At 44.5% G+C, this 23,285-nt stretch carries 17 protein-coding genes; 9 read left to right on the plus strand and 8 right to left on the minus strand.

All coding sequences use genetic code 11. The features are described from left to right. Positions 1 to 62 precede the first annotated feature (62 nt). The 4 genes from CXF83_RS07490 (at position 63) to nrfD (ending at position 5,949) form a co-directional block, all read left to right on the plus strand. Positions 63 to 1,847, plus strand: a complete 1,785-nt coding sequence (locus CXF83_RS07490) for a sensor histidine kinase (protein WP_101090017.1) — start codon at positions 63 to 65, stop codon at positions 1,845 to 1,847. A 296-nt stretch (positions 1,848 to 2,143) separates the two neighbouring features. Beyond that, entirely contained in the window at positions 2,144 to 4,420 is a 2,277-nt protein-coding gene (gene phsA, locus CXF83_RS07495; protein ID WP_198553523.1) for a thiosulfate reductase PhsA, read from the plus strand. Between the two features lie 12 nt (positions 4,421 to 4,432). Further along, positions 4,433 to 5,005, plus strand: a complete 573-nt coding sequence (locus CXF83_RS07500) for a 4Fe-4S dicluster domain-containing protein (RefSeq protein WP_101090018.1) — start codon at positions 4,433 to 4,435, stop codon at positions 5,003 to 5,005. After that, the gene (gene nrfD / locus CXF83_RS07505) at positions 5,002 to 5,949 is read left to right on the plus strand and encodes an NrfD/PsrC family molybdoenzyme membrane anchor subunit (RefSeq protein ID WP_101090019.1); all 948 of its coding nucleotides are present in this window, start codon (positions 5,002 to 5,004) and stop codon (positions 5,947 to 5,949) included. The genes CXF83_RS07500 and nrfD overlap by 4 nt, the downstream gene beginning before the upstream one ends. A gap of 119 nt (positions 5,950 to 6,068) precedes the next feature. Here nrfD and CXF83_RS07510 read toward each other — a convergent pair whose 3' ends face one another. Further along, the gene (locus CXF83_RS07510; RefSeq protein ID WP_101090020.1) at positions 6,069 to 8,495 is read right to left on the minus strand and encodes a PilZ domain-containing protein; all 2,427 of its coding nucleotides are present in this window, start codon (positions 8,493 to 8,495) and stop codon (positions 6,069 to 6,071) included. Between the two features lie 160 nt (positions 8,496 to 8,655). On the opposite strand from CXF83_RS07510, the gene radA reads away from it, so the two are divergent. Beyond that, positions 8,656 to 10,029, plus strand: a complete 1,374-nt coding sequence (radA, locus tag CXF83_RS07515; RefSeq protein ID WP_101090021.1) for a DNA repair protein RadA — start codon at positions 8,656 to 8,658, stop codon at positions 10,027 to 10,029. A gap of 51 nt (positions 10,030 to 10,080) precedes the next feature. On the opposite strand, the gene CXF83_RS07520 is transcribed toward radA, so the two are convergent. Continuing rightward, positions 10,081 to 10,452, minus strand: coding sequence for a PilZ domain-containing protein (locus tag CXF83_RS07520; RefSeq protein ID WP_101090022.1), 372 nt, complete (start codon positions 10,450 to 10,452; stop codon positions 10,081 to 10,083). A 157-nt stretch (positions 10,453 to 10,609) separates the two neighbouring features. Continuing rightward, positions 10,610 to 11,155 (minus strand): YgjV family protein, encoded by a 546-nt coding sequence (locus tag CXF83_RS07525; protein ID WP_101090023.1) that lies wholly within the window; start codon positions 11,153 to 11,155, stop codon positions 10,610 to 10,612. Between the two features lie 605 nt (positions 11,156 to 11,760). Here CXF83_RS07525 and CXF83_RS07530 point away from each other — a divergent pair. Next, on the plus strand, positions 11,761 to 12,993 hold the full coding sequence (locus CXF83_RS07530; protein WP_198553524.1) for a DEAD/DEAH box helicase: 1,233 nt from the start codon (positions 11,761 to 11,763) through the stop codon (positions 12,991 to 12,993). A 299-nt stretch (positions 12,994 to 13,292) separates the two neighbouring features. Here the strand turns inward: CXF83_RS07530 and CXF83_RS07535 are convergent, their stop codons facing one another. Further along, a complete protein-coding gene (locus tag CXF83_RS07535; protein ID WP_101090025.1) occupies positions 13,293 to 13,988 on the minus strand; it encodes a 2OG-Fe(II) oxygenase in 696 nt (231 codons plus the stop codon). Positions 13,989 to 15,347: 1,359 nt separating this feature from the next. Further along, positions 15,348 to 15,686, minus strand: coding sequence for a winged helix-turn-helix transcriptional regulator (locus tag CXF83_RS07540; RefSeq protein ID WP_101090026.1), 339 nt, complete (start codon positions 15,684 to 15,686; stop codon positions 15,348 to 15,350). A 194-nt stretch (positions 15,687 to 15,880) separates the two neighbouring features. On the opposite strand from CXF83_RS07540, the gene CXF83_RS07545 reads away from it, so the two are divergent. From CXF83_RS07545 to CXF83_RS07555, 3 genes are all read left to right on the plus strand, one after another. Continuing rightward, positions 15,881 to 16,291 (plus strand): YybH family protein, encoded by a 411-nt coding sequence (locus tag CXF83_RS07545; RefSeq protein WP_101090027.1) that lies wholly within the window; start codon positions 15,881 to 15,883, stop codon positions 16,289 to 16,291. Between the two features lie 38 nt (positions 16,292 to 16,329). Next, complete coding sequence (locus CXF83_RS07550) at positions 16,330 to 16,551, plus strand: alcohol dehydrogenase catalytic domain-containing protein (protein ID WP_198553525.1); 222 nt, start codon at positions 16,330 to 16,332, stop codon at positions 16,549 to 16,551. 1,051 nt (positions 16,552 to 17,602) lie between these two features. Next, entirely contained in the window at positions 17,603 to 18,973 is a 1,371-nt protein-coding gene (locus CXF83_RS07555) for an NCS2 family permease (RefSeq protein ID WP_101092626.1), read from the plus strand. Positions 18,974 to 19,048: 75 nt separating this feature from the next. On the opposite strand, the gene CXF83_RS07560 is transcribed toward CXF83_RS07555, so the two are convergent. The 3 genes from CXF83_RS07560 to CXF83_RS07570 all read right to left on the minus strand — a co-directional run bounded on the left by CXF83_RS07560 (position 19,049) and on the right by CXF83_RS07570 (position 23,270). Next, positions 19,049 to 20,788 (minus strand): GNAT family N-acyltransferase, encoded by a 1,740-nt coding sequence (locus CXF83_RS07560; protein ID WP_101092627.1) that lies wholly within the window; start codon positions 20,786 to 20,788, stop codon positions 19,049 to 19,051. Between the two features lie 50 nt (positions 20,789 to 20,838). Further along, entirely contained in the window at positions 20,839 to 21,765 is a 927-nt protein-coding gene (locus tag CXF83_RS07565; protein ID WP_101092628.1) for a UDP-2,3-diacylglucosamine diphosphatase, read from the minus strand. 149 nt (positions 21,766 to 21,914) lie between these two features. Beyond that, positions 21,915 to 23,270 carry a YjiH family protein gene (locus CXF83_RS07570; protein WP_101092629.1) on the minus strand — a complete coding sequence of 452 codons (1,356 nt, stop codon included), beginning with the start codon at positions 23,268 to 23,270 and terminating at the stop codon, positions 21,915 to 21,917. Positions 23,271 to 23,285 lie beyond the last annotated feature (15 nt).

Here is a 23,285-nt window from a genome sequence, read left to right on the forward strand (position 1 = left end):
ACGTTGAGCTTACATCGGGCTATCGTAAGCTTAAGCTTGATAATTCATGTGAGGCGAACTGTGTGTATCGGGTTTTATTTTGTTTATTGCTTTTGTGTAGCACTTCGAATGCTTGGGCACAGCCTCAAGCGCTATATGTTGGCGTATTATCTAATTGGGGAAACCAGCAAGCTCTCGAGCGCTGGACGCCAATGATGCAGTATTTAGATGAGCAGGTCCCCGGAACGCAGTTTCATGTTTATCCCGGTAATTTTGAAGCGCTTAACCTCGCAATGGAGTTAGGGCAGATCCAGTTTATTATTACTAATCCTGGTCAATATCTTTATCTTTCCAACCAATACCCATTATCTTGGCTGGCAACCATGCGTTCTCGGCGTCACAAGGGGGCTACATCGGCCATTGGTTCAGCCATTATCGTTAAAGCTGAAAGTAATTATCGCACTTTATATGACTTGAAAGACAAAGTCATCGCTGCGAGTGATCCTCATGCATTGGGCGGGTATCAGGCCACCGTCGGCTTAATGCACAAGTTGGGTATGGACGCTGAAGACTATTTTAAAGAGGTTAAGTTTTTAGGGTTTCCGTTGGACCCTTTATTATATCAAGTCCGAGATGGCAACGTTGACGCCGCTATTACACCGCTATGTACCTTTGAAGATATGGTCTCTCGCGGCCTCATTAACGCTGCTGACTTCCGTATTCTTAATCCGAGTCGACCAGATGGGTTTGATTGCCAATGCAGCACTCATCTTTATCCCAATTGGTCCTTTGCTGCGAATGAAAGTGTCGGTATTCGTTTGAGTAAGCAGATCACCCAAGCTTTAATGGAGCTGCCAACTGAACACCCTGCAGCGATAAAGGCCCAGTTGATGGGCTGGACATCACCCATTAGTCAGCTCGCAGTGATCCAACTTTTCAGTGATTTACATATTAAAGGCACTGATAGTAGCCGTTGGGAGAGTGTGCAGAACTGGCTTAAAGATAATCGGCATTGGGGCATCTTCGCCATTTTTATTTTTGTGGTGGCAACCATCTATCATTTATGGATTGAATATCGGTTCCACCAAAAGAGTGAGTCGTTAATTGAGACAGAAAGGCAGCTAAAGCAACAAGCTATAACGCTTGAAAGATTACAAAGCGCCTCTATTATTGGTGAGATTGGTGCCGGTTTAGCGCATGAGATTAATCAGCCGATTGCTGCCATTACCAGTTATAGCGAAGGCGGTATTATGCGTCTTCAGGGAAATCAAACTGGCGATGTCGCCGCGAGTATCGAACTGTTGGAAAAAATTCATCGACAGTCCACTCGAGCTGGAGAGGTGGTGCACCGGATCCGTAGTTTACTTAAGCGCCGAGAGTCAGTCATGGCTGACGTCAATATTCTGAGTCTTGTGGATGAGTGTATTTCACTGTTGAAGCTGGAATTACAACGCAGAGATATTCAAATTAATAAGCGTATTAAAGGTGAGCCATTCTTCATTACCGCCGATCGTGTAGGCTTGCTACAGGTATTAATTAACTTAACTAAAAACAGTATCGACGCCATTGCCGAAACCCAAGCATCAGGCAGAGGTGAGGTGACTATTGAACTGATATTTAAAGAATATCAAGTCGATGTCTTAGTTATTGATAATGGTACCGGCTTATCGCAGAACTCTGATTCTGTAATGGCTACTTTTTTTACCACCAAAGAGGATGGATTAGGCCTGGGGCTGGCTATTTGTAATGAGGTGGTCAGTGAGCACGATGGCGCATTCTCGTTAAAAACTCGGGACGACAAGCAGGCCGGCTGTATTGCCAAAATTAGCTTAAAAAAGAGGGGTTGTGAGCGAAAGGTTGAAAGTTGATTTTATATGTCTAACTGTATTTGATAACTGAAATATAACGATATGTGGTTTACCACAATAGACAAGTGAACCTCCTTTGTGGCGGTTGTTTTTCGAACTGTGAACCGCTTCACAAAGCTTACATCGTTAGTGTTGATATGTGGTTTACCACAATATTCAACGTTTAACACCTAGCAGACAATAGTGAAAAGTTTAGGGCGGATAGCTATTTAATCAAGCTAATTTAAGGTTGATTAACGTGGCTAGAACCTCCCCCTTCAACGCACTTAGTACCATTGTCTACTGGGAGAATAATCATGAAATTAGATCGGCGAACCTTTATCAAAGGGGCTGGAGCGGGTACCGCTGGTTGCGCACTCGCAACACTGCCTGGTTCTTTAGCTGCTCTAGGGCATTCCACATTGAAGGGCAGTGCAGAGTCTGTCGCCAGTATTTGTGAAATGTGCTCAACTCGCTGCCCGATTTCGGCTCGGGTCGTTAATGGCAAGAACGTCTCAATTCTGGGTAATAAAAATGCTAAATCTTACGGCGGCGCTGTATGTGCTCGTGGCGGAGCAGGGCATAGCCAGTTATATGATAAGCAACGCATTGTTAAGCCATTAAAACGCGTTGGCGAAAGAGGCGAGGGCAAATGGGCCGAGATTGAGTGGGAAGAAGCCTACGCTACAATTGCTGAAAACCTCAATAAAATTAAAGCTAAACACGGCGCCGAATCGGTTGCGTTCTCCTCTAAATCGGGTTCACTCTCAGGTCATCTATTTCACCTTGCTAAGGCATTTGGTAGTCCCAATACTTTTACTCACGCATCGACTTGCCCTGCGGGTTATGTGGTTGCAGCCAAAGCGATATTTGGCGGTAAAGTAAAGCGTGACTTAGGCAATTCAAAGTACATCATCAACTTTGGTCATAACCTCTATGAAGGCATAAACATGTCTGAAACGAGAGGCATGATGAATGCGCAAATGGAAAAAGGCGCCAAGCTTGTGGTGTTTGAACCGCGCTTTTCGATTGTGGCTGATAAGGCTGACGAATGGTATCCGATTAAACCAGGTACCGACGTTGCGGTAGCATTAGCCATTTGTCACACTCTGATCGAAGACGACTTATACGACAAAGCGTTTGTCGCTGAGTTTGTGTCAGGTTTTGCTGAATTTGCTAAAGAAGTCAAAGCCTATACCCCAGAGTGGGCCGAATCAATCAGTGATGTTCCCGCTGAAGATATTCGCCGTATCACTCATGAGTACGCTGCTGCAGCGCCGCACGCACTCGTCGATTTTGGCCACCGTTCATCATTTACTACCGAAGAGTTTGAGATGCGCCGGGCGCTATATGCTGCCAATGTGTTGGTGGGTAATATCGAGCGCAAAGGTGGTTTGTACTTTGGTAAGAAAGCCTCTAAGTATAATAAGTTTGCTGGAGATAAAGTCGCCCCCACACTGGCAAAGCCAGGTGTCGAAGGTATGCCTAAACCTAAGGCCAAAAGAATCGACATGGTCGATGAACAATACGCGCTTATTTGGTCATCTGGTGGGGTGTATCAAACCATTCTCGATGCCACGTTAGAAGCTCAGCCTTATCAACTGCACGCTTGGGTAATGAGTCGTACCAATCCAATGCAGACCATGACAGACAGAGCTAGGGTCGTTAAAACGATGCAGAAGCTCGACTTTGTCGTCGCTTGTGACATTTATATTAGTGAAAGTGCAGCTTATGCTGATATTTTCCTACCAGAATCAACTTACCTAGAGCGCGACGAAGAGATAGTTGATAAGTCGGGTAAAAACCCAGCTTACTACGTGCGCCAAAAAGTCGTTGAAACGATAGGCAACACTAAGCCTAGCTGGCTTATATGGAAGGAGCTTGCTAACTCGTTGGGTCAAGGTCAATTCTTCCCTTGGGAGAACATGGAAACGCTGCAACTGTTTCAAGTCGACAAGAATGTGCCGCTACTCAATAAAATCAAGAGTGATGGCTGGGTAAGTTATGGCGAACCACTGTTGTTGCGTGAACCAGAAATGGTGAAGCAGTTTGCCAATACGTATCCAAATGCTATCGCAACTGATGCTGATGACACGTACGCAAGTCACCTCTCTTTTAAAACACCTTCAGGAAAGATTGAGCTCAGCTCTAACAAAGTCGAAAAGATGGCGCCGGGTCGCGGGGTGATCAAATACCGTGAAGTGACCATGAAAAAGGCGGACGAGTTGTTCTTCATTCAGGGCAAGGTTGCGGTACATACCAACGCGGCGACTCAAAACGTGCCGATGTTGGCGAGTTTGATGTCTGATAATGCGGTGTGGATCCATCCTATTACGGCTGGACTACTCAATATTTCCAGTGGTGACAAAATCAGAATCTACAACGATACCGGCAGCGAAGAGGGTCATGCCTTAATCACCCCTGGTATTCGTCCTGACACTGTCTTTGCCTATATGGGTTGCGGTTCAAAGAACAAAGAGCTTGCGCGAGCGACCGGTAAAGGTGTGCATTGCGGTAACTTACTTCCCCACGTTACGTCTCCGGTGACAGGTATGAACCTGCATACTACCGGCGTCAAAATTGCCAAGATTTAATCGGAGATCATTATGACTAAGCGTTATGTTCTTGTGCACGATGAAAATAAGTGCATTGGCTGCCAAGCTTGCAACGTGGCTTGCCGCAGTGAAAATAATGTTCCTGAGTCGGTGACCCGGCTGCAGGTTCGAATTGAAGGGCCATATGGCAACTTCCCCCATTTACATTTTAAGTACAACCGTGTTTCGTGTGAGCAATGCGAAAATGCCCCTTGCGTTAAGGTTTGCCCTACGGGCGCAGCCTATGTCAACGACGATGGCATAGTGTCTATTAATGAAAACAAGTGTGTAGGTTGCCTATATTGTGTCGCAGCGTGTCCTTATAAAGTGCGCTTTATCAACCCTGAAACCCGGGTGCCAGATAAATGCGATTTCTGTAAAGAAAGTCGTTTAGCCCGGGGTGAACAACCTGCTTGCGTCACAGTGTGTCCAACTCAAGCGCTCACCTTTGGTGATGCTAATGACTTGACCTCTGAAGTGCGCAAGGTGTTAGACACTAAGCCTAGTTACCAACAGAAGGTAAATCTTGGTACAGAGCCAAGAGTTTATCGAATTCCAAGTCGTAGAGGAGGGATCAAAGCATGAACAATATATGGGGCTCAATGGAGCAATATGATCCCGTCGTTTGGAACTGGATCATCGCAGTATACCTATTCATGGCCGGGCTCTCTGCAGGCTCAATGTTGGTCGCTATCGGGCTAAAATGGTACAAGAAAAGCCGAGGCTTGCCGACAGAAGGTTTGCCGGTGATAAAAGCGGCCGCAATAGTGGCACCGGTATCTATCAGTTTAGGTATGGCGCTGTTAGTTTTGGATTTGACTAAGCCGTTCGAGTTTTATCATATCCTGCTTAACTACAACTTAACCTCGGTGATGGCTTGGGGGGTACTGGCGTTATTGGTCTATATTCCACTGGTGTTTGTGTTTGCCGCGTTAGTGTTTGAGAAGCAGGTTCTGAAATATGCACCATGGCTGGCTGGGATCCTAAAAGTCTGTCGTCAGCTTGAAAATAGTATCCATAAACTGATTTTTGTTTTGGCAATTGGAGTAGGTGCGTACACTGGCTTCTTATTATCGGCACTCATTAGCTATCCGATTTTGAACACTGCAATATTGCCAGCGCTATTTTTAACCTCGGCATTGTCAGCAGGTTCAGCAGGTAACGTGTTAGTGGCAACTCTGTTCTTTAGTAAAGAGAAGTCTGACTGTATTGACCAAGTTCATCGTATTGAATATCCAGTCGCTTTTAACGAAGCCCTCTGTTTAGTGTTGCTATTTGTTGGATTAAACTTTTCAGGTCCTGCAGCTCAAGGTGCTTTAGGTGCGATTACTCAAGGAGTATGGGCGAGTGTATTTTGGATTGGAGTGGTAGGACTTGGTTTGCTGGTGCCGGTACTGTCGAGCATATTTGCACCTAAGTCTTGGCGCCATACCAAGGGATTTTTGATTACAGTTTCTTGTAGTACTATTTTAGGGGTACTCGCGCTTAGACACTTTGTGGTCTACGCCGGACAAAGTTATATCAGTTAATCGGTAGTCGATGTCAGTTGACGGGGAGACATCGTTTCAACTGGCACGGTGACTGAAACAAAAAGCCCAAGCTATGCTTGGGCTTTTTATGATGTAAATTAACTTACTAAGGTAGAAGATTACGATAAGTTTTTGACTGCACTAGTGATTAATTCAGGGAAACGCAGTATTACCTCGCGACTGATATCGAGTAGCTCACCCACACCAATAACGCGCCAGAGTTGTTCTTCTAGTTTTTTGCCCTTGTGCAGTGCGTGCATCTTTATGTATTCCCGTTCACGACGGATATAATCTAAGTCCGGTTTTCCGGTAGCGCCGCGATAAACCCGCAATGCCATAAACTCACCTAACTGTCGACTCTGCTGGATAAAGTGTAATAACTGAGCGGTATCTTTAAAATCTGAATCCGTAATACACAGAACGTCTACCTTGCCTTGCGACAGCCGAGAAATTTGCACATAAACTTCATAAAACGCTAGCCCATTTTGCGGCTTCATTGTACGGATCGGCACTATGATATCGCGCTTAAGCTTTCCGTCTTGGAACAGCGGTGCTAAGTCATATTCCAACGGTTTTTTACTGTTGGTAGCAAATATATTGGCGATAGGGTTTTGTTCAACACCAATCCCAACCGTAGAAATATAGGCCGATTTTACGGTTTTTTCTAGATAGAAAGGCACTGACACCAACTTGCGCATCAGCAGATTTTTCATACCATCGGCAAGCTCTTTTACATCATGGTTGTTTTCTGTGAGTTTCTGAAACTTGCTTTTATTGTGTTCAATTAAACGGTTAAGAAACTCAACGCCAACGTGTGGTGTATGGCCGACTTGCGCCGCAAGGTGCAAGGTGACGCCATTTTTTCGAGTGCGGATAAGTCGATAGGGTAATTGTTGCAGTACGACTTTACCTGCAATGGTTTGCAGTTTCGGAAAGCTGAGCCCGATAGGCAGAGCCTGATTAAACTCAACGGCAGTATCAGTGGTGATCTGCAGCCCTTTACTGGAGATATCTTGGGTGTAGGCGCTAGTACTGATATTTCCTTGACTCAATACCACTGGTGTCCTAAAGGCAAAACGCGCTTCATTACGGCGTTCGCTAAACTCCATAGAGACTTGTTTCAAACCCGGTAATGTTAATTTTTGCTGACCAAACACTTTGAGCTCATTAACGTTGCAGTTGTTAAGGGATTTCCAGATTTGATACTGCCCATTAGCAGCATGGTTGGTGACATCAATCAACTGAATAACATGCGTAAATGCGGCCAGTTGAGCTTCGGTCAATGCATTATAACTGGCGTCATCGCCCGGCAATAGGCTAGCTCTGTAAGCTTGGCTGTGATCGATTGTTTGGCGCGCAACATGAAATATCCGCCAACTGGGTTTTGTCGCGCCAAAGCTGAAAAAGAGTGCTTGTAGCTGTTTATCTTGCAACTCTGCGAGAGTGGCTGAATAAAAGTATTTGCCCCCTTGTGCTTGAAAGGTAAAACAAAATAGCTGGCTATGCGGACTGGTTTCATCGGCGCCGATGATAGCGTGCAGTCTTGATGGCGTTAACAGCGCGTTTATTTGGCTAATGCCAGATTCATCTTTAAAGTACTGTGAAATCGCCTGATTATCTCGCCCCAACAACATATGTGTTGGTTGATATAGAGGGGCATCATCAGCGGATGACTCAAGCTTTTTATCTTCGATAAATAGCGCAAGATGAGGTATGTGCGGTAAGTAGTGCCGTTCAAAACCTAAGCCTCTAGTCGTGACCAGCACATCATTAACATCGACTTTATAGCGATACTTATGGCCTCTGATGAGCTTTCTGAGCATGTCAGCCAAGGCGTCACTGCCTGATATTCGTTTGAGCCTTAGCCAGCTATATTCTTGATTACCTTCAATATCGACAATCTCATATTCAACACCTTGTTGTAGATCTTGGTGGTAATAATCATCGCTAAGCTCGAGTAGTTTGATTTTTATAGGCTGTTTTACATTGAGTGTCTGCTTGGCTGGCAGACGAATTCTTGCGCCGCCGACCGATAGATCAACGGTGATCCCCAGATATTGCTGCATCGTTTGGGATACTTCAATTTTCATGCTGTAATTCATGCGCTCTTCGCAACGTGCAAAGTAGCTGCCCAATACAATGCCTTGCGCGATATAAGGGGCATCGACAGGGCTTACCTCAATATCTGCATTGGTGCGTGCTTTTAGTACGCGGGCTTTATGGGCGGCAATCACTTGCTCATAAACCCCTAGGGTATATTGCTCTCGATAAAGGGCTAATGCCTCTAAAAAATTGGCTTTTGTAGCTTGATCAATAAAATGGGTTTGCGTACCAAACTCGAAAGTTTCGCATTCAAGATCTGTTTTGTTGCGTAAGTCGATGACTCGAGCACAGCTGGATGCAAGCCTATTAAGCTCCATCTTGAGGAGAAATCGAGTCGAATTTGACTCTTCTGCTGTTAGTTGCTCAAACAGGGCATGGAAATTGGGTTCCATTAGCAAAGGCGTCAGTTGTTCTATTAGCGCATTATGCAGATCTAAACTCATCTATTACTTCTTTTTGGATGCTTATTGGACCAATGGCTGATAGGCTCATTGGCAAGTTTTTGTGGAATAAACCCAATTTACAGTACTATCTTCCTTGTACCCTTAGCTATCGGCTGAAAACGCCGATACTTTATCGACTTTATACTACCTAGAAAGAATCATGGCAAAGAATAAAACAGCTTACGTATGTAATGAATGTGGTCAAGACTTTCCTCGCTGGCAGGGCCAATGTAGCGCTTGCCAAGAGTGGAATACCATTAGTGAAATAAAGATCTCTACCGCAAAACCCACCACTGCAACCCGTTTAGGTTACGCAGGCTCTGTGGGCGGCGGTTCTAAAAAGCTGAACGAGATAGAAGAGGTCGATGCGGAAAAGAGATTGACTGGCATTGGCGAGCTAGACCGGGTGTTGTGCGGTGGCCTAACAACAGGTTCAGTCAATATTATCTCTGGCGATCCGGGTGCGGGTAAAACGACCTTGCTCTCTGATTTAGTCTCGCGTATGTCGCAATCAATGCCGTCGCTTTATTGTACCGCAGAAGAATCATTGTCGCAGTTTAAGAATCGCGTGAACCGTTTAAAGCTCAATTGTAATGAAGACAACCTTTACCTTATGGCTGAAACCAGTGTTGAAGCGATTATTGCTGAGTTAGAAGCGAAGCAGGTGAAGTTTGCGGTGATTGACTCTATTCAAGCCGTAGTCACTGAAATGGCTAACGGTAGCCCTGGTTCCCCTTCACAAGTGAAGGGCAGCGCACAGGCACTGACGCAGTATTGTAAACAAAACAATGTCACCATGTTTTTGGTCGCTCACGTGAACAAGAATAATGAAACGGCAGGGCCACAAACCCTGATCCACATTGTTGACTGTTTAACGCATATTGAGTGTAACGATGGCCAAATTCGTACGCTTAGAGCTAACAAAAACCGTTTTGGTGATGTCGATACCGTGGGTATTTTTCGCATGACTGAGCGCGGCATGTTGAGTGTCGATAACCCGAGTGAAATATTCCTTTCTGGTTCGAGTACCGATTCCGCAGGTGCCGCTATTACCTGTATTCGAAAGGGCAATCGCAATTTGTTGCTTGAAATCCAGTGTCTAACCACTGAAACCGAGGGTGAGTTTCCGCAGCGAGTCTGCGTCGGGCTCAATATGAATCGGATTAAGATGTTAACTGGGATTTTACGTAAGCATACCAAAACCAAGATTTTCCACGACACTTACTTTAACTTAGTCGGTGGCTTAAAAATTGATGAGTCTGAAACCTGCATCGATCTTGCGTTGGTTGCGGCTTTACTGAGTAGTTTAAACGATTTTATTGTGCCGAGAACGACTTGCATCATGGGCGAGCTGAGTCTTAATGGTGACGTTAGGCCGATAGACAGTGGCGTGCCTAGAGTGAAAGAAGCGGTGCAGCATGGCTTTACCGAAATCTATATCCCCTTTAGGAACTACCATAAATCGATGGAAGGGCTAGGGGCAACAATTCACTCTGTTAAAACCATTCATGAGCTCATTGAACTTATCAATTAGTGATGCATTTATGAGAAATGCATCCATGGGAAGTACCACCCTGAAAAGTGGTTATTTCCCTTGGTTGTGTGTATCAATAAATAAGGCAAGTTCTCGGTCGAGTAAGCTAGGATCACCGACATTGAGCTCTATCAATCTTCTCAGGTGGCTAATACTTTCAACATCAATATGGCTGCAAGCCAAGCCTAATAGATTGTCTTTTTGATGCACAAGCTGGGTATCCATATGCACCTGAATGTCGGAATCAGCAATAAAAAAACTCAGCTGGAGTTGTTGGCTGCTTGGTGCAAACTGCGGTGGTAATTCAATGAGGGCACCATTGAGACTGATATTAAATAGCGTTGTTTGCCATACTTTATCTTTGCATTTCACCTGGGCTTGATTGGCAAATGAAACCCGTGAAAACTGTCGTCTTTCATCCATAGTGACTCCCTTCTAAATCTTCCATTTTGCACTTGAATAGTGTTTTAGATTATTTCTAAAGTGCTTTTATATATTATAAGTTAACTCAACTCAACGTTAGAGAAAGGAATTACTCCTATTTAGGCGTAACTTCATTATAAAGTGCATAACATGTTATTTAAGTGGTGCGTTCTAACACGTAAGATTGCTGCTTAATGGCAGGTAACCCTTTTAAAATAATGGCGATGGTGACGAGCTGATAAGCGATACCTGACCAAGAATGCAGGTGTACCGATAATGTGAGGTTTAACAGATTACTGATCAGCAAGGCATAACGTAGTCGGGTTGAACTGCAATAAAAAAGCGCGTAGCTCATTAAGACTGCAGCAGCAACCGCCGCCCATTCAGACCAATGTTCAGCCCAAATAAGACCTTGTGTCACTGCTAACGCTGAAAACACTAAGGGCAATAGTGTGATACGCCAACCGCAGCGTGCTTTTTCGCTACGGCAAGTCGCAAAGCGGCCAATATTAAGTAGCTGATTCATCATCCCTAAGGTACTGCCAAGCAGGCCTAAGTGAATAGCGGTTAAGCCGGATGCTAAAAGATTACCTGATAATAATTTTCGGTCGCATAACTGGGCATTTGCCCACCAACCAATGGTCATCGACACAAAGCCTAATGCCTGAACCCAAAGTAAAGCTTGATGTGATAACTCGAACACTAAATGACCAACAATAACGACAACATTAAACCGGCAGCTATTGTCGTTTTTTTAGCCGTTCAAATTGTGACCTCATCGTCACTTTAGCATTTGCTTTATCATACTTCGCTCTAACTTGTGATCTGGGTCACGTTTTCGGGTCTGTTAAAAACCAGGGCCTAAGTTAACGTTCCACGCAACGTCTTCTGGACCCTTGGCAACATCCATTCCCATATGTAAGCCATAACGCTGGGCAATGGTGTATCTAAAGCCAACAGCATTAGCATTTTGCTCATCGTTACCTCACTCTCACCACTGTCTTAGCTTGCCTATAAAAGACTACTGTCTCCTGCGTGGCATTCCCGGCATCAAAATAGTCATCAATCGGGCCAAATAAATCGATAGTGTAGTAAGTAATAGCGCAATTATTTTACTGTTCATCAGGTTATTTGATCCCTCATTGACCAATGATGGTTATAGGGGGAGAGTGCAAAAATGTTCCAATAAGTTGTTTGAGTTGGGTCGGATTGGTAGTCAAGAGAGTTGGTAAAACAAAACGGCTATTTTCTGCTAATATGCGCGCAAGCCATCTGGTGCTGAATAGAACGACTTTAAGGAATATGCTGGTGTCTTTTTCATCCCTATTATTAAGCGATACTTTACTTAGCGTACTCACGCAAAAAGGCTATATCGAACCAACGCCAATCCAATTGGCTGCGATTCCAGTCATTTTAGCGGGTCAGGATCTGATGGCCAGTGCTCAGACTGGCACCGGAAAAACGGCTGCATTTACCTTACCCTTGCTGCAAAAGTTAATCGAGAAAACTGAAACTTGCCAGCAAAAGGTACTACGGGTATTAGTGCTGGTGCCAACAAGAGAACTTGCGTTACAGGTTAATAAGAGTATTGCTGAATATGGTGCCAACACCGCAGTCAAGAGTACGGTGATTTATGGTGGTGTCAGCATTGATGCTCAGGCTCAAAAGTTAGCCGATGGCGTCGATATTGTGGTGGCAACGCCTGGGCGTTTACTTGATCACCTGCGTCGAGGTTCTTTGTCGCTATCTGCAATAGAAACATTGGTGTTTGACGAAGCCGATAGAATGCTGGATATGGGGTTTATGGATGAAATTAATGCCATATTAAAACAGTTGCCACCACAGCGGCAGACACTGCTTTTTTCAGCAACGTTTTCGAAAGTTATTTTTGAGCTGAGTAAAAGATTGTTGCAGCAACCGATCAGGGTTGAAGCCAATCAAGCCAACAGCACCGCGGATAATGTTGAACAGATTGTTTATGCGGTAGATAGCGATAGAAAACCTGAGCTGATAAGCCACCTGATTAACAAAGGTCAATGGCAACAGGTGTTGATATTTAGTCGTAAGAAGCAGACCGTCGATACGATTAGCCAAAAGCTGATTGTAGCAGGCGTTGAAGCCAAAGCACTGCATGGCGATTTGAGCCAAGGTGCTAGAGAGCAAGTGCTCAACGATTTTAAGATGGGAAAAATCAAGGCGCTGGTGGCCACTGATGTTGCCGCTCGTGGGCTGGATATTATAGCGCTTGATTATGTGATTAATTATGAACTGCCCTTTATTGCAGAAGACTATATTCACCGTATTGGTCGTACAGGCCGCGCAGGTAATAAGGGCAAAGCAATAACGCTGTACAGTGAAGATGATGCGCTGTTACTTGAGGAGCTTGAATCGTTATTGGATAAACGTCTGCCGCAGCAGTGGTTAGCGGGCTTTGAGCCTGATCTTACCAAGGTTGAACCTGTAACACGCAAAAACAGTAAATCGGCACAAAGGCAGCGCGCCAAAAAGCGCGCATTAGCGGGTAGCAAGCGCGGACGTTAAAGTTTCATTTATTTGCGGTGGTGATGACCGTTCAGTGATATTTCTGACATTATAGTGACATTTCCTATCTGACCGACACGGACATGGGGAATGCTTGAGTGATATCTGAAATATCATAAGCCTTATGGGTCAGATGTCAGCGAACGGCTTATCTCTTGAAAGCGATGCCCACGCCGAGTGAGCATACGGACGTTGCTTTACAAGGAGTCTTAACGGACTTAGGTAACCTCGATGTGGATGATGGTTATCTGTTGGCACAGTGTGTTATTTAAAGTCTGAGCATTTTATAGAAGAGTACATTATTCAGACCAATACCAACTGGTCACATTATAGCGATATTCATCGGTATATTCAGCATTCAGCTTTTCCACCCAGTGTTCAGAGCCCTTTGAAGAGGGGTCAAACAAAATACAGCGGTTATATAAAGGCGCAATACTAATAGGCTGATTATTCTTACCTATAAAAGTAAGTTCACCTCCTGCATTGTTGTGCCACTCTTTATTTAAATACACCAACATACAGATCTCTCTTCCGGGAGAGTCATCCGCGTGCAGTTCAACAAAGTCGGCAGCGCCTAAGCGAAAATAATTGGTATTGATTAGAGGATCAGCCACATTCATATCCGTTATCGTCACATTAAAAATACGTGATAACAGCGACATAAATTCATCCCCGCGCAAAAATGACAAAAAAGCCTGAGCTATATTGGTAGAGTCGTTGTTGGAACTCGCCGCTGCACGTTGCCAAACATCTCGCTGTACAAAGCGTTGCTCTGTGGTCGTATTTTCCCATTGGAGGTTATCGACATATAAAGCAGAATAAGTATGTTTTTGAGTTTGCCAGTCATGCGGTTGCTGCAACACCTTTATTACGTCATCGAGTCTGTCTTTATCAAATAAGTTATCAATCACGATATGATTGGGACAAGAGCTCAATAAAGACTCTCGATATGCAACTATCCTTGAATCGATTAGCTGTTTTTCATTTAACCACATTAAAACTACCCGCTTGTATCTTTAGAGCATCAGCTAAAGATTTGATAATACAGGGTTGAACAATAATTCCCTATTACTGGTTATTGTCTTTTGTTTTTTAAGCTGCGACGGAACGGTTTAATAACAGCAAAGGTCGTGTTGCTTCGCCCACACCAGAGCCAAGGGTCAAAGCGCTTGCGCCCCTTGGCAATCCCTCAGCGCCCCGGCGAAATTTAAAAAGCAAAATTTCCAACGGGGGAGATTTGATTCTGTGATCACAGTTTATTCTGTTTGATAATATCGTTTAATTTAAGGCTTGTGTCTTTAAATTGAAAACTCAAATGGCGAAGTATTGCGCTTCCATAACCCAATGTAGATACGGCTGAGGCCTTCGAAAACAGGCCAATTCTGTTCCATACAGAATTTGGCATTTCCTCCGTCCTTGGAGGTCAGATGTGTTCACGGTGAGTCTCAGTAGCGTCTGTCATACGCCGACCGCAGGTCATTGGAACCATTTCAGCTTGAAAGTAACTCATTCCTGCCGTGCGACGTGAAGTCGTATGAAGCGTTGTTCACCACGATAAGAGTGAACCATCTTTATCACCAGATGACCCTAAGACTCTGAATAAAGCAGCGAGTCTGACAATGTAACGAAATTCGGTTTATAGCCGGATGGGAACAGAATCGTGAGAGGATGTTCTTCCTGATAACCACAAGTCGGGTAAGTGCTAGGGAGTGAGTATGATGAACATATGTGAATTCACGTAAGGTGCGTTATATGAGAAGCAGCGGAAGTGGTTTATACGCTGTGGCCAAAAGGCAACGAGAGCTGGAAAGATATTGAGAAATGCTCTTTCGTGGTCATATAGCTCTTCGCACTAGAGTGGGCATCTAAACTGACATTACGCTTCATACGGAACACGGTAAGCCTGAATCGCTCCCATTGGGAAAGTTATCTGTGAAGATAGCCGATAGTGGTGCCGGTAAAGGAGACTGGAGAAAGCCAATGCTGCATTGTAATTATGCAGATACAGACCTTGTGTTTGCCACGAAAGTGATCCCACTTCCAGCTGGTCTCCCGTTGCAATACAATTAGAAGAACTTTGTTAATGGAGAAACGCAAATGTTGACTTCGATTGAAGTTAGTGACTCTCCTTGCTTTGCTCAACGATAATCCAAAGATTGGAAAGTCATAGAGCAGAAAGTATCAAAGCTTCAAGTGAGTATTGCAAAGGTAACCCCTGTGGTTACCGGGTAACATAGTACGCCTTGGTGGAGGCTTGAGTCGTATGCAGTGAAAGTTGCACGTAGGTTCTTAGGAGAGCGGAACTTGGTAACCAGTGCCGCTTATCCGACCATTCTGAGTCGTGGGTACATGAACTACATCGCATCCCATAGTTCGGCTTTTTGTACAATAATATCGACCACATTAGCAAGCTCTATACCTTTAGGGGTTAAACCGTAATTCACCGTGACCGGGATAGTGTCTTCTTGTTTTCGCCAAACAAATCCATGCTCTCGTAACAACTTTAAACGCTCAGTGAGTACCTTACTTGAGACTAATGCCAACTGCTTACGTATTTGACCAAATCGCATCTCTTCCTGTTGGCCTAGCAACCATACTATATGTGCAGTCCATTTAGTTGATATCAATGTTAAGTATTTGTCCACACTACAATAGTTGGCTGGCTTTACTTGATGATTCACTTCTATTGGCATCACTCTTCCCTCATTCGTTCTTCTTTAATCTACAGTTTAATATCGATCGATATCACAGCTTACTAGTTACATAGGGGTAACTAGTTACTTTTTGGAAGCTACTTTCAAATAGTAACCAAGTTCATTATTATAACTTACAACGACAAGGCAAAGATATTGGTTGTATCTGAGCCAACAATTAACAGGACTAAGTTATGCGTTACATTTTACTTTTAACCACTCTGTTTTCATTCTGTCTGCTGGCAGGAACTCATTACTCGAAACCACAAACGCCTGCTGAGTTACATGTATTATTTGGGCAATACTTTGCACAGAAAGATATAGAAGGATTAAGTACGCTTTTTCATGAAGATGCAGTATTTATTTTAGATGAAGAAGGCAACCAAGCTAAGGGGCATGAAGCGATTAAACAGGTATTACAGGGCTTTATGCAAGGTGATGTAAAGATGGTCACAAAAAGTGTTTCTATTCATGTAAATGGTGACGTAGCCATGATCCTCTCAGAATGGGAAGTACCAAATGCTATGCATGGCACTGCTTTAGAGGTTATGCATTACGTGGACGGTGGCTGGGTTTACGTTATCGACAATCCATATGGTTTTTAATTTTAGCAATAATGAATAGTTTAGAGAGGAATTTCAAAATGAAAGCAGTACAGGTTCAGTCGTTTGGTGATATCGATAAATTAGTTGTCAATGAAGTTGAAAAGCCATCAATTACACCCACTCAAGTTCTTATAAAGGTAGTGTATAGCGGTGTTAACCTCGCGGATACTTATATTCGAAAAGGGGCCTTTCCAGGTTTACCAACACCGCCTTTCACACTTGGTATGGAAGGTTCTGGTGAATATGTGGGGTCAGTGTAAACTTTAATTTATTACCGTACATCTCCTAATCTCACAGCTCACTTTTAGACCTTTTGCATTAACTCGGTTCTGTCCAGAAATGAGCTAGACGCTACTCTGAACTCGCTGGCAGAACATCTGCTGTGGAACGTGCAAGCTTCTGAAAAAGGGATTTTTCAGCAGAGCCTACATGGAGGTATTCACGGCGGCTTGCAAAGGAACATAGTGGATGAGCTGCTTTCCATCATAAGTAGATGTTTTAGGTCATGGCACTAGAACCCGGCCCAGAAGCCTTGCCGGGATGACTCCCAATTATTTCCAAGTTGTTCTGCTAAGCTATCTCATTTCTGTCCAGAAATGAGCTAGACACTACTCTGAACTCGTGTGAACACACGCTACTCTGAACTCGCTGGCAGAGCATCTGCTGTGGAACGTGCAAGCTTCTGAAAAAGGGATTTTTCAGCAGAGCCTACATGGAGGTATTCACGGCGGCTTGCAAAGGAACATAGTGGATGAGCTGCTTTCCATCATAAGTAGATGTTTTAGGTAATGGCACTAGATCCCGGCCCAGAAGCCTTGCCGGGATGACTCCCAATTATTCCCAAGTTGTTCTGCTAAGCTATCTCATTTCTGCCCAAAAACGTGTTTAGCTTTAAAACTAACATATCTATTCTCGACTAATACGCTTCAATAGCAGTAGCACCATAATTAACAGTTAGCGTTGTCACTTACAGCAGGACCTTTTTATTGTGTTATATACAGAACACGCTGTTTCATTTTGAAGCTATTTTTTACATTTGTAGCACAAATATGTTAGCTGCTTCCTGTTTACTGATTGTCGATTGTTGTAAACTCCGCGCCAACAAAGGCTATGTTGGTAAGAGTAAATTTTACCAGACATTGTGTACCACAAATGTGTTTACACCAATACTCGCAGGTCACTAGCGCTATCAGCGCCAAGTGGATCTCTCACCCAAGTCAATCTCGTTTGGGGCTCTACCTGCCATAGCCATATCGCCAATGAATAACCATTGGTTTACTGATATTTAAGAGATCAAAAGGTATAACTACTATGAAGTCTGAACAGACTCTCTCTAGCTCTAACTCTGCCGCTGTGTCTGCCACCGATTCATTTTTGGATCGCTATTTCAATATTACTGCCCGTGGAAGTACCTTAAAACGCGAAGTCATTGCCGGCTTAACGACGTTTTTGGCGATGGTTTACTCGGTGATTGTGGTGCCTAACATGCTGGGTACTGCGGGGTTTGATCCTGCATCGGTATTTATTGCTACCTGCTTAATTGCCGCGTTTGGGTCGTTACTCATGGGGTTATGGGCTAACTTGCCGATGGCCATTGGTTGTGCAATATCACTCACGGCATTTACAGCCTTTAGTATGGTGCTGGGGCAGGGGATATCGATCCCTGTCACGCTTGGCGCTATTTTCCTTATGGGTATCGTATTTACCCTTGTGAGTGTCACCGGTATACGTCAGTGGGTACTGACTAATTTACCAAAAGGTATTGCTCACGGTACGGGTATTGGTATTGGTCTGTTTTTACTGCTTATTGCGACCAATAGCGTGCAATTGATTGTATCGAACGATGCTGGCTTACCCGTCAAGCTGGGTGATATTAATAGCTTGCCGGTTATTGCCACTATTGTTGGTCTTGCGGCGACGATAGGGCTTGAGCGACGTGGTATGCCTGGTGGCATATTGCTGGTGATTGTCGGTTTATCAATCTTTGGTTTAATATTTGATCCTAGCGTGACTTACCAAGGCTTATTTGCCCTGCCTGACTTGATGTCTGAAACATCAATGATCGGCCAGCTCGATATTATGGGCGCGCTGAACCCTGTGGTACTGCCGATTGTGTTGGCGTTGGTGATGACGGCAATTTTTGATGCTACTGGTACTATCCGTGCTGTTGCTGGGCAAGCTGAACTGCTGGATGAGAACGACAATATAGTGGGTGGTGGTAAAGCACTGACGTCAGATTCTGTCAGCAGTATTGTTGCTGGTGTTGTCGGCGGCGCTCCCGCTGCCGTTTATATTGAATCTGCAGCCGGAACCGCTGCGGGTGGTAAAACGGGCCTGACGGCGACCATTGTTGGCTTGCTGTTTTTAATGATGATGTTCTTGGCGCCATTAAGCTTTCTAGTGCCGGCTTATGCAACGGCGCCAGCGCTTATGTATGTTGGACTACTGATGCTAAGCAACGTGACTAAGCTTGATTTTGACGATAAAGTGGATGCGATGGCGGGTCTGACTTGCGCTGTGTTTATTATCTTAAGCTGTAATATTGTGACAGGGATAATGCTTGGGTTTGTCACCTTGGTGATTGGCCGTATATGCAGTGGCGAGTGGCGCAAACTGCGGCTTGGCGTTATCGCCATTACGCTTGGTTTAGTGACTTTCTATCTGGGCGGCTGGGCGATTTAATCCGTTTACGACTGAATATTGAGGCCAGCCCGTGAGGCTGGCCTTTTTGTTGGCAGTGTGAGTACCGACTAACGATTAGTTTACCGCCCCAAGTTCTGGTCGGTGACAATCAAAGTAGCGACTGCGTTTTTTGTGTTTCAATTTATGCGTATCAACCAATACCAAGCCATCGATGCAATCCCCAAACTCAGCATCAATGCCAAAATCAAGAAAGCTGACACCATCGTCATTACAAAGCTCGCCATATTGTTTGTAGAGTGCAGGCACCGCCGCGCCCATACTTGCCATCGTTTGTTTGAGTAATTTAAAGCCTTCGGCATATTCAAGCTGGCCATATTGGCGATTAAGTAATTGCAGTTTATCTTCATTAAAAATAAACGGACTAAAAGAGTGCGCCAGTGGTTGCTCGCTGGCGAACTGCATTTTATAAAAGTGGATTAAGCGCTCTTTGGCGGGTTCTGGCAGTTGGTCACTTAACGATACGGGACCAAACAGGTAACGATATTGTGGGTTTTTAACCAAAAAGGCGCCGATGCCAATCCAGAGGTAATCTAAACTGCGTTTGCCCCAATATTTGGGTTGTACAAAGCTACGCCCAAGCTCTAAGCCTTGTTCAAAGTAGGGGGCAAAGGCGCTGTGGTATTTAAATAATGATTGGCTGTAAAGTGCATCATTACCATATTGTTTATGAACCTCTTTAGCACCGGCAAAACGGTATGAACCGACGATTTCCATATCTACGGGGTCCCATAACACTAAGTGCTGATAGTAGGAGTCGTATTTGTCGGTATCTCTGCGATTGCCAGTGCCTTCACCCACTGCTCGAAAAGCTATCTCTCTTAGTCGTCCTATTTCGCGCATAATCGGGTTACTTGCTTGGTGTTGATAGAGGTAAATCTTCTTTTTATCGCTTGTTTCGCCAAGTAATTCACACTTTAAAAGCGCCGTTTGTAACTCACTGCGAGACTCAGGATGAGCAATGGCACTTTGGGTGGTAAACAGTGGGCTGCGATTTTTACCTATGCGGTAGAGATGATTTTTTAATAGCTTAACTTTTGTTTTCAGCGGGAAATCTGAGCTATTAACCACCTCTTTAGGAATTAACTCCCCAATGCGTACGGGCATGGTTTTTTTGGCTTGCTTAAACATCTCCGTTACGAGCATCAAACTGGCCAGTGGTTTATACAGCATTGAGGCGCCATAAAACGCTGCTGAGTTTTTAGCATCAGCGTGCATGGGCAGCAGTGGGGCATTACACGCTTTCGCTATCTTTAAAAAACCAGAATGCCAGTGCAAGTCAACCACACCTGTTGGTCGAAGCCGTGACACCTCGCCACTGGGGAAAATCAATAGCGTACCTTCATCTCGTAGATGCTGATGGATATTATTGAGGTGTTGTTTTGGCGTGCCCCCCGTCATATTACGAACCGGCAGCAGTATTGAATGCAGCGGTTCAAGTGCCATCAGCAGTTCATTGGCGACCACTTTTATGTCGGGTCTCACCTTGCTGATAAGTTTTATCATGGCTAAGGCGTCAAGAGAGCCGATAGGATGGTTGGCGTAGATGACCACTCGCCCTTCAATAGGGATGTTTTCTATCTCGCTATTGGGCACGCTGTAGTTGAAATTGAAACTATTGAGTACCTGCTCGACAAAATCTACCCCTTTTAAATAGGAGAATTGATTAGCAATGTCATTACACTCTTTCTCCTTGAGCAGGTAACGCAGCATCGCCTTGGTGGGCGTGGCTAGCCAAGGGGTTTTATCGAGCATCGGTAAGTTTTGTTCTACAACATTGTCGACATTGAAAATCATAATAAAACCCTATTGATGAGGACTGACGAGCTGCTATGAACAGATATGAGCTAAGCTACGCGCTTTATCATTGGTGAACCTGAGTGCTGGCTAAATTGAATTGCGCTGATAAGTCGGGCGCAGGCTGTAGCTTCTTGCCATTTCAGCAGTTGGATATCACCCGAATCGGACTCGGCTATAAAGGTGCAGTTTTCCACCCAATCTCCGTCGTTGGCGTAAACCATATTGTCGGTAACCGTGAGTTCTGGCTGGTGGATATGACCACAAACGACAACATCCACTTCCATGCGCTTTGCATAGCGGGTGACGGCGTTGCGATAATTTTTAATGGCTTGTTGCGCTTTGCTGACCCTGAGTTTGACGTAACTGGCGAGTGACCAGTACGGATAACCCAATTGGCTGCGCACTTTATGCAGTTGGCGATTTAGGAATAACAGCAAGTCATAAAGGTGATCGCCCAATTTGGCGTAGGCGCGGCCAATACACACTTCAGAGTCAAATTGGTCGCCATGTAATACCAACACTTTACGCCCTGACACTGTGGTGTGAATATGCTCTTTGGTAATGGTGAGGTCCAACAGACAAAAACCATCGTAGGGCTTTAGGGCTTCATCGTGATTACCCGGAATATACACAATACGTGTGCCTTCTCGTGCCATTTTGAGCAATTTTTGTAGAACTAGGTTATGTGATTGAGGCCAAAGGAATTTACGTTTTAGCGCCCATATGTCAAAGATATCGCCAACCAGAAACAGGATGTCTGTTTGCAGTGAATTTAACAGTTGTAGTAGATACTCTGCTTTGCAGTCTTTACTGCCAAGGTGAACATCTGAAAGCCAAATGGCATTATAGTGTTGCGCTTGATTTAATCGGGCACTATTTATGGGCTTAACCGTGTCATTCTGCGGCGGTAGGCTGCGGTCTCCAAGGCTGTTTTCGAGTTCTGTTGCGGCAATTCCTTGCTGTTTGTTTTCCATTGTCCTGCCAGTGAAAGCGGGGATATGACAATAGAGTAAAAGCGGCAGTTGACTAGCAGATGAACTATTTGTGGCATGTTGATGACGAGGCAAAAAAAAGGAGCGCTTATGCGCTCCGATTATTGACCTTGACTGTTTCTCTATAAAAACTAGAAAATCAGGTGGGCGATCCCTGCTATAACAGGCAGAGTCACCAGTGTTCTTAAGATAAAGACCACTGCAAGCTCAAGGAAATTGACAGGAATTTTACTGCCCATCAATAGTGCGCCAACTTCACTCATATAGATAAGCTGCGTGACTGACAATGCCGCAATAATAAAGCGGGTCATGTCTGACTCAATAGAGCTGGCAAGAATGGCCGGAATAAACATATCCGCAAAACCCACCACAATTGTTTTAGAGGCTTCAGCAGCTTCTGGTACTTGTAATAGTTCCAGTAGCGGGATAAACGGCATACCAAGATAGTTAAATATTGGCGTGAATTCGGCAACCATCAAGGCGATGGTACCAATACCCATCACCACTGGGATCACACCAAAAATCATATCAACTACGTTTTTAACACCGTCGGTCAATGTATGTTTGATGCCGCCAGCGCGAGAGGCTTTGGTCAGTGCTAGATCTAAACCCCAAGAGAATACGCCATGGCCGGCTGGGATGACTTCATCATCTTTATGGCGGGGTGTTTCATCAATATAGAGGTCTTTTTTCCACGATAGGGGAGGCAGTTTAGGCACAATTATCGCTGCGACAAAACCGGCAAAACATACCGTGAGATAGAAAGGAACAAATAGGTGTTCTAGCTGAACTTGCGAGATAACCACCAGTGAAAAGGTTATCGATACTGCTGAGAATGTTGTACCAATCACAGCAGCTTCACGTTGAGTATAGAAGCGTGCTTCGTATTGCTTGCTGGTCATCAAAATACCGACACTGCCATCTCCTAACCAAGATGCCATACAATCAATGGCACTTCGACCCGGTAGATTGAAGATAGGACGCATGACTTTAGTCAGCAGTGTGCCTAATAGCTCCAGTAAACCAAAGTTTAGTAATAGCGGCAGTAACATCCCTGCAAATAAGAAGACTGAAAACAGTACCGGCAATAGGTCGTTGAGAACCAGTGCACCAGTACTACCAGAGCGAATAGCTTCAGGACCGACTTCGAAGAAGGTTAAGCTGATAAAGATGGCACCGAGTATGCGGATCACTAACCAAATAGGGGTGACATTAAACAAGGAGTTTAAAAAAACGCTTTTAATCACAAATTTAGGCTGTGCGACTTTAACGACTAATGATGCCAAAGCAGTAAAGATAACAATCGCAGTGACAATACCGATGAGAGCGTCACCCAGCAGGCTCTGTAGACCTTTAGAGATAATTGCAATTGGAATGGTGATTGCGTCTTGATAACTGATGGGGGTCATGAATAACAGTAGACCGATCAGTGATGGCACAATAAACGTAAGTATGGTTTTAATGTTATGGGTTTGTTTTTCTGACACTTTTTATTACCCTAA

This window comes from Shewanella sp. Choline-02u-19, assembly GCF_002836205.1.
Taxonomy (GTDB): domain Bacteria; phylum Pseudomonadota; class Gammaproteobacteria; order Enterobacterales; family Shewanellaceae; genus Shewanella.

What these genes read in the sequence shown, in the direction of transcription:
- CXF83_RS07560 (WP_101092627.1), bottom strand. Translation starts at nt 20,788, where the DNA reads ATGATTTTCAATGTCGACAATGTTGTAGAACAAAACTTACCGATGCTC.
- CXF83_RS07520 (WP_101090022.1), bottom strand. Translation starts at nt 10,452, where the DNA reads ATGGATGAAAGACGACAGTTTTCACGGGTTTCATTTGCCAATCAAGCC.
- phsA (WP_198553523.1), top strand. Translation starts at nt 2,144, where the DNA reads ATGAAATTAGATCGGCGAACCTTTATCAAAGGGGCTGGAGCGGGTACC.
- CXF83_RS07545 (WP_101090027.1), top strand. Translation starts at nt 15,881, where the DNA reads ATGCGTTACATTTTACTTTTAACCACTCTGTTTTCATTCTGTCTGCTG.
- nrfD (WP_101090019.1), top strand. Translation starts at nt 5,002, where the DNA reads ATGAACAATATATGGGGCTCAATGGAGCAATATGATCCCGTCGTTTGG.
- CXF83_RS07535 (WP_101090025.1), bottom strand. Translation starts at nt 13,988, where the DNA reads ATGTGGTTAAATGAAAAACAGCTAATCGATTCAAGGATAGTTGCATAT.
- CXF83_RS07510 (WP_101090020.1), bottom strand. Translation starts at nt 8,495, where the DNA reads ATGAGTTTAGATCTGCATAATGCGCTAATAGAACAACTGACGCCTTTG.
- CXF83_RS07550 (WP_198553525.1), top strand. Translation starts at nt 16,330, where the DNA reads ATGAAAGCAGTACAGGTTCAGTCGTTTGGTGATATCGATAAATTAGTT.
- CXF83_RS07565 (WP_101092628.1), bottom strand. Translation starts at nt 21,765, where the DNA reads ATGGAAAACAAACAGCAAGGAATTGCCGCAACAGAACTCGAAAACAGC.
- CXF83_RS07540 (WP_101090026.1), bottom strand. Translation starts at nt 15,686, where the DNA reads ATGCCAATAGAAGTGAATCATCAAGTAAAGCCAGCCAACTATTGTAGT.
- CXF83_RS07555 (WP_101092626.1), top strand. Translation starts at nt 17,603, where the DNA reads ATGAAGTCTGAACAGACTCTCTCTAGCTCTAACTCTGCCGCTGTGTCT.
- radA (WP_101090021.1), top strand. Translation starts at nt 8,656, where the DNA reads ATGGCAAAGAATAAAACAGCTTACGTATGTAATGAATGTGGTCAAGAC.
- CXF83_RS07500 (WP_101090018.1), top strand. Translation starts at nt 4,433, where the DNA reads ATGACTAAGCGTTATGTTCTTGTGCACGATGAAAATAAGTGCATTGGC.